Genomic DNA, 7,680 nt, shown 5'->3' with positions numbered 1-7,680 from the left:
GTACAAGCCCTTTGGCTATTTCCAGGGTCGTACTGATCCTTTGTTCGCTTCTGGTCCTGATGGTGTCGAATGCCGTCACGCCGCGAGACTGGGTACGCAACAGCTGTTCGTCGACGAACAGGAAGTTCGTTGCAATGTAGTGGGCCACTGCATTCAAACGGGAGGATGCCAGCGCTGTTACTTCGCTATCGTTAACGGCTGCGATTGGCGATACAACTGTGGGCACGTCGCCTACCACGCCGAGGATCGCCACGCAGTACGCTCTTTCAGCAGGCTGCGTGCCATTTAAGTGAGCGGCCCAATCGAGAAGCAGCGTAGTGCTGATTTCAGCAGTATATGTTTGTCCGGGGATCGAGGCGTGCAATGGAAACGTGGTGCGAACCCCGTTGACTGTTGAAACTCTCAGGTGGGGTCGACGACGAATGACGCCAGCATTCGGGATCAGTTCGTAATAGGTAATTTCATGATTGTGGGTCACCTGTAGAACGAAACCTTTTCTTGGCCGGATGTCTCCCCTTGCCTTGATGAGTTTTTCGTCCAGGTGCAGGCTCAGCAAGCGGACGTCACCCCGTTCAAGGGCCTGGCGGTCGGTCAGTGGCAGTGAGGTCAGCAAACTGGCGATCAGGGGCTGATAGGCCGTCCTGATTTTCGAGAGGTAGTTTGTGAAGTTTGTTTCAAACTGCGTGTTGATATCGGGCAACGTCTTGCCTCCGTATCTGGTAATCACACGCCTTTCGATCCCCTCATGATCCTTGCGAAAGAGTTCCTCATGACGCAGGATTCGCTTGTCGTCGATCTTGATCCAGTGACGGGTTCGTGTTTTTCCGTCGGACCGGGTTACAAACCATTTTCTCTTGTCATCGAATTGGCCGTCGGCATAGACATCCAGGAATGCATAGCCTGGCAGCTTCAATGAGGGCGTGTCTTTGGGGCCGCCGCTCGGTGGATCATCGCGCAGCAACTTGAGCCCGTCCGATTCGAACATGGCCTCGCCAAACAGATCATCCTTTACCCGTTTGGCCATCTTCAATCTTTCAGGGGGTGGCAAGTCCAGTGCCATAATGGCGTTGTTCAGGCTCTTGCTGTGGCTTTCCAGCGCCGCCATCGCCCGCTTCATATCGTCCTCGTCGTAATCGGATTTTGTTCGCGATTGAACGATGCCGCAGCAGACCGCCCATTCCAGTGCCGGCCCCATCCTCAGTCGAGTTATCTGCTCAAGTTGTTCGGGCGAGGCGTCGGCGCTCCGGCTCAGGGGCAAGTCGACGAGTTGTTGAAAGGACAGCGCTTGCAATCGATCAAGGCCGAGTTCATCTGCCAGCAGCACGCCGTGCATGAAGTTCACCCACACCACCGAACTTTTGTAAGGAAGGTCGGACGGGATATCGCGCACAGCGAAGTCCTTTGAGAGGCGGGTCTCGAACACCCGCGCGAGAAAGGCCGCCTCTTTTGCATCGGTCACCCGGTTGGTGCGCAGCAAGTGCTGTTCAAAATCGCTGCGCAGGGCCTGGTAGCTTTTGCCCCAGTGAGCCGTGTCTTGCCAGCGGAATCCGGCGACTTCCTGCGGCTCATCCGCTGACGGGGCTTGYAAGTAAAGGCATATGGCTTTGCATACGAGCTGATGGCGCACGGACGCCGAAGTTTGTTCGCCAGGGCCTGCGCCATACCACCTGAGCATCTTGAGCAGCCTGTCCCCCAGCTCTTTCGCTTCGACTGTGTTCAGTATTCGCTGGAGGAATACAGACGGCGTTGCTCGCAGTTGATCCATGGAGGTGGAAGCCAGTACCGAGGCGCCAAGATGACCGATTAACGAACGCTTGCCATTCAGGAAAGCCTTCACGATGTTGGTGATTTGAACATCGATGCGTTTTGCCTTGTAAGTGTCGATGGTCATGTGTTGCGCGAGGTTGGGGCCCCCGCGTTGAATAAGCTTGAACCCTCGTCGATCCTGGGCGGTGGTGCGCAGGCCGAAGTTTTCGATATCCGGGCCGTCGTCGAGTCCCAGAGCCTGTCTGGCGCGAAATTCTTCGTCTGCCGGTGACAGCGCCGGTTGATCGGGTGAAGGTGAAGACGTCTCTGTCATGTTGCACTCCTTTGAAAGGGATCCCGTAACGGATAGGGGGAGCCCGAAGTGCCCAGTAAACAGATCTCCAAACTGGCCTTGGCGGTATATATCTATATGGGGCGCACGTGTACGGCGTTGAGGTCGATCCTCTGCTTGCCGGTTTCGAGAACGCACCCTAGTCTAGCTGTAGCGATCACGTTGGATGATGATCTGGCGGTGCTAAAACAAGGGACCTCATGAATCAAGCGCGGACTCTCGGAACGCCACGGCTGTTGGGCATCGTCTGGCCATTTATTGCCGTTGTGTTGTTTCAGGCACTGTTGGGCGGCGTCAGTCTTTACGTTCTTTCAGCGGTTCGTGGCTACGTCGGCGGTGAGAGCCTGTGGTCCAAGGGCCAGAAAGACGCCATCTATTACCTCAATCTCTACGCCGACAGTCGCGACGAGACGATTTTTCTCAAATACCAGAACGCGATTGCCGTGCCTCAGGGCGGCCATGAGTTGCGTATGGCGCTGGATCATCAGCCACCGAATATCGAGGCCGCGCGGCTCGCGATTCTCAAGGGCGGCAATCACCCGGACGACGTCCCCAGCCTGATTTGGCTGTACCTCAATTTCCGGCATTTCAGTTACCTGGAAAAAGCCATCGAGCTCTGGACGATCGGTGACGCGTACCTGGTGCGGCTCGATGACGTCGCGCGGGAAATGCATCAGGGTATCGTCGATAACCAGGCCACCGATGCCGACATCAAGCGCTGGAAGGTGCAGATTTTGGCCATCAACGATGGTGTGACGCCCCCTGCCAAAGCGTTCAGCGATGCCTTGGGCGAGGGCTCGCGCATGATTCTCCGGCTGCTGCTGGCGACGAACCTCGCCACCGCGCTGGGCCTGATCGTGCTGGCGTTGCTGCGTACCCACAAACTGCTCGAACAGCGGCATGCCTTCGCCGATGCCTTGCAGTTGGAGAAAGACCGGGCGCAGATCACCCTGCAATCGATTGGCGACGGGGTGATCACCACCGACGTCGAGGGCGCGATTGCCTACATGAACCCGGCCGCCGAGGCCTTGACTCACTGGAAGGCCGAACAGGCGACGGGGTTGCCATTGGCGGCGCTGTTCAATCTGCTGGACGAGAACGCTCAGGCCGACGGTTTTACCTTGATCGAACACATTTTGAGCGGCCAGCTCAGCGGCGGCAGCGAACATTCCAAACTGATCCAGCGACTGGATGGCAGCACGGTTTCGGTCACCCTGGTCGGTGCGCCGATCCGTAACGCGGGCAAGGTCAGTGGCACCGTGCTGGTGCTGCATGACATGACCCAGGAGCGGCAGTACATCGCCAATCTGTCCTGGCAGGCGACCCATGACGCCTTGACCGGGCTGACCAACCGCCGCGAATTCGAATATCGCCTGGAACAGGCCCTGCATAGCCTGATGCGACAAGCGGGGCGTCACGCCTTGATGTTCCTCGATCTGGATCAATTCAAACTGGTCAACGACACCTGCGGTCATGCTGCCGGCGATGAGTTGTTGCGGCATATTTGTGCGTTGCTGCAATCAGGATTGCGCGAAGGCGACACCCTGGCCCGATTGGGTGGTGACGAGTTCGGCATTCTGTTGGAAAACTGTGCGCCGGAAGCGGCTGAGAAAATTGCCGAAGTCCTGCGCCAGACTGTGCAGAACCTGCATTTTGTCTGGAAAGGCCGACCGTTCGTGACCACGGTGAGCATTGGTCTGGTGCACGTCACTCAGAGTCCGGCCACCCTCGAGGCCTCGCTGCGAGCCGCTGATATGGCCTGTTACATGGCCAAGGAAAAGGGCCGCAACCGGGTTCAGGTCTATCACGCCGACGATTCGGAACTGTCCCTGCGCTATGGCGAGATGGCTTGGGTGCAGCGCCTGCACATGGCGTTGGAGGAGGACCGCTTTTGCCTGTACTCCCAGGAAATCGCGCCTCTGGGTCTTGGCGAGCGGGACGGCGGACATATCGAAATCCTGCTGCGCCTGCATGACGAAGCCGGGCGCATGATTCTGCCGGACAGTTTCATTCCGGCCGCCGAGCGTTATGGTTTGATGACGTCGCTTGACCGCTGGGTGGTGGAGAACGTTTTCAAGGTCATTGCCCAGGCCATCGCCCAAGAGGGCGAAGAGCCGCTGGCCATGTGTGCGATAAATCTGTCAGGTATTACTATCGGAGATGAGGCGTTTCTGGACTTCCTTCGTGAACAGTTTGTTGCATATTCAATTCCGCCTGAAATGATTTGTTTTGAAATTACAGAAACCAGCGCGATTTCCAATTTGCCTAGCGCAATTAGATTTATTAATGAACTCAAAGGCTTAGGTTGCCACTTCTCATTAGATGACTTCTGTGCCGGTATGTCCTCATTCGCTTACCTGAAACATTTACCTGTAGACTTCCTGAAGATCGACGGGAGTTTCGTAAAGGATATGCTGGACGACCCGATTAACCGCGCCATGGTCGAAGTGATCAATCACATCGGGCATGTCATGGGTAAGCGCACGATTGCCGAGTTCGTTGAAACACCTCAGATCGAGCAGGCATTGCTGGAGATCGGGGTGGATTACGCTCAAGGGTATCTGATTGAACGCCCGCATCTGTTTACCTGCGACAGTTTACAAAGTCGTCCTGCCAGACCCCGGCCTTTGTTATTCAAGGCGCCCGGCACATTCCGTTGAAAGCTCCTGTCGATCTTGAAATCACAATCAAAAGGAGCGCGACAGTGATCGACACATTCAACAGAACCGGACCCCTCATGGAAGCTGCAAGTTACCCCGCCTGGGCTCAGCAATTGATTCAGGATTGCAGTGAGAGCAAGCGCCGCGTCGTCGAACATGAACTGTACCAGCGGATGCGCGATAACAAGCTCAGCGCAAAAACCATGCGTCAGTACCTCATTGGTGGCTGGCCGGTGGTCGAACAGTTCGCCTTATACATGGCACAGAACCTGGCCAAGACCCGTTTTGCACGCCACCCTGGCGAAGACATGGCGCGTCGCTGGCTGATGCGCAATATTCGCGTCGAACTGAACCATGCCGATTACTGGGTGCACTGGAGCCGTGCTCACGGTATCAGCCTGGAAGATCTGCAGGCGCAACAGGTTGCCCCTGAACTTCACGCCTTGAGTCACTGGTGCTGGCACACCAGTTCGTCGGACTCGTTGATCGTGGCTATCGCCGCCACCAACTATGCCATCGAGGGTGCTACCGGGGAGTGGTCGGCGCTGGTCTGTTCCAGTGGTGTCTATGCGGCATCGTTCCCCGAGGAAGATCGCAAGCGGGCCATGAAGTGGTTGAAGATGCACGCCCAGTACGACGATGCCCATCCTTGGGAAGCGCTGGAAATCATCTGCACCCTGGCGGGGCTGAACCCGAGCAAATCCCTGCAAATGGAATTGCGTCAGGCAGTCTGCAAAAGTTACGACTACATGTACCTGTTCCTGGAGCGATGCATGCAGTTGGAACTGGCGGCAAAAGCCCCGGTAGTCCGTGAGCGGATGGCGTTGGCCGAGAGCTAAAAGACGCAGCCTACGGCAGCTCGTAGGAGCTGCCGTAGGCTGCGATCTCTTCAAAAATATCTACCCCGCCATCGCCAACCGGTTACGCCCCTCGCGCTTGGCCACATACAGCGCACTGTCGGCTCGTCGCAACAGGCTCTCGGCAGACTCGCCGGGCAGCAGGGTCGAGCAACCCAGGCTGACCGTCAGTTCGATGGTCTTGCCTTCGGCCACATAGTCCTGGGCCTGCGCAGCGAACCGCAGTCGTTCGCCGACCATGGCCGCGGCTTCCCGGCTGGTGTTGGACAGCAGGATCATGAATTCTTCGCCTCCAAACCGGAACACCATGTCCACGTTACGCAACTGGCTTTTGATCGAGGCCGCGACGGCCTTGAGCACTTCATCGCCGGCGCTGTGCCCGTAGGTGTCGTTGATCTGTTTGAAGTGATCGATGTCCAGCATCAGCAACGACAGGGGCTGTGAGTGTCGGCGCGACATCTCGATTTCCCGTTGCAGCGTCTGATCCATCGCGATGCGATTGCCGGTGTCGGTCAGCGGGTCGCGCAAGGCGCTTTGGGTGGCGGCACGGTAGAGCAGGGCATTGCGCATCGGGTAGAGAAGCGCTGATAACAGCGATTCCAGATGGCCTTGCTCTTCATCGCTGAAACGCTGATTGCGACGGAACACCAGTTCACCCAATTGCTCGCCTTCATGACTGAGGCTGTAGCTGATCGAATGATGACCTCGCTGGCCGAACTGCAGGCGCAAGTCGCTGGGCTGATGCTCATAATTCAAGGCATCCAGCGGTACAAGGCGCTGAATTTCACGGAAGAAAAGTCCGAGAATACGTTGCGGCTCAAGACTGGTTTGCAGTTGCAGGCCCAGCTCCTGACGCAACTGCGCAAGACTGACGGGCCGCTCCAGAAGGGGAGGCTGCTGACCAAAGCCCAGGCGTTGCAATTTGGCGCTGTCGAAGTCAATTGCGTTGGTCTGGGAAGGCGATTTCATATGGCGTGAGCCCCTAAACAGTAAGACTGTCTTACAGGCTGGGTGAGAGYGGCTTTGGGCTGCGCGTCATACTGGTCCATCAGTCCCGTAGGACATTTGGCACGAGTTTAGTCCGCTTTGCCGAAGATTAGTAACCTCTCGGCTCGAGCTCTGCCCCGTCTGCTTTCACACGGCGTGTCTGAGCAAAATTAGAGCGAAAGTCGTGCCATTCGGTTCAGTCGGTTAAAAAGCGTTCTAAATCAACAAGGTTGGGGAGGTTGCGAAGGATGGTGTCGGGGGTATTGGCATTTATTTGACTTGAAACAGCAACAGTTATCACGGGCTTTGCGTGCCGCGACGGGAAGTCGTCGCGGCACAAAAGCGACGCACGGGCATTACTGAGCGTCGAACGCCTGACCGTTGATGCCGGTACTGTCCGGCCCCATCAAGTAAAGGTAGACCGGCATGATCTCCTCGGGTGTCGGGTTGTTCAGCGGATTTTCCCCAGGGTAGGCCTGAGCGCGCATGCTGGTGCGGGTGGCGCCGGGGTTGATGCTGTTGGAGCGCACGGGGGCGACGGTGTCTACTTCGTCGGCCAGGGTTTGCATCAGGCCTTCGGTGGCGAACTTGGACACGCCGTAAGCGCCCCAATACGCACGACCCTTGCGACCGACGCTGCTGGAGGTGAACACCACCGAGGCGTCCTGCGATAGCTTGAGCAGCGGCAGCAGGGTGCTGGTGAGCATGAACATGGCGTTGACGTTGACCTGCATGACGCGCATGAAGTTCTCGCCGGACAACTGCTCGATCGGTGTGCGTGGGCCGATGATCGACGCGTTGTGAAGCAAGCCGTCGAGGTGGCCGAATTCGGTTTCGATCATGGCCGCCAGTTCATCGTATTGGTGGGGCAGGGCGGTTTCCAGGTTGAACGGGATCACCACCGGTTGTGGATGCCCGGCCGCTTCGATTTCGTCGTAGACCTGAGTCAGATTGGCTTCGGTCTTGCCCAGCAGCAACACGGTGGCGCCATGAGCGGCGTAGGTTTTCGCGGCGGCAGCACCGATGCCTCGGCCAGCGCCGGTGACCAGGATGACCCGGTCCTTGAGCAATTCAGGAC

The 7,680-nt window shown here is 57.3% G+C and carries 4 protein-coding genes and 1 pseudogene; 2 read left to right on the top strand and 3 right to left on the bottom strand.

Going from position 1 to position 7,680, the window contains the following annotated elements; genetic code table 11:
* Positions 1-2,080, bottom strand: a pseudogene (locus AC1DLB_RS15220) (hypothetical protein); the annotation flags it as partial.
* A gap of 218 nt (positions 2,081-2,298) precedes the next feature.
* Here AC1DLB_RS15220 and AC1DLB_RS15215 point away from each other — a divergent pair.
* Positions 2,299-4,758, top strand: a complete 2,460-nt coding sequence (locus AC1DLB_RS15215) for an EAL domain-containing protein (RefSeq protein ID WP_436275193.1) — start codon at positions 2,299-2,301, stop codon at positions 4,756-4,758.
* A 77-nt stretch (positions 4,759-4,835) separates the two neighbouring features.
* On the top strand, positions 4,836-5,597 hold the full coding sequence (locus AC1DLB_RS15210) for an iron-containing redox enzyme family protein (RefSeq protein ID WP_218584820.1): 762 nt from the start codon (positions 4,836-4,838) through the stop codon (positions 5,595-5,597).
* Between the two features lie 60 nt (positions 5,598-5,657).
* On the opposite strand, the gene AC1DLB_RS15205 is transcribed toward AC1DLB_RS15210, so the two are convergent.
* Both AC1DLB_RS15205 and AC1DLB_RS15200 read right to left on the bottom strand, forming a co-directional pair.
* Positions 5,658-6,584: a GGDEF domain-containing protein gene (locus AC1DLB_RS15205; RefSeq protein ID WP_018929860.1), complete on the bottom strand. Its 927-nt coding sequence runs from the start codon at positions 6,582-6,584 to the stop codon at positions 5,658-5,660.
* A gap of 374 nt (positions 6,585-6,958) precedes the next feature.
* The coding region (locus AC1DLB_RS15200; RefSeq protein ID WP_477785214.1) for a YciK family oxidoreductase at positions 6,959-7,680 on the bottom strand (722 nt) is incomplete at its 5' end.

The organism is Pseudomonas sp. 05N434 (assembly GCF_056396965.1).
This window is presented reverse-complemented; position numbering and strand designations above follow the sequence as displayed.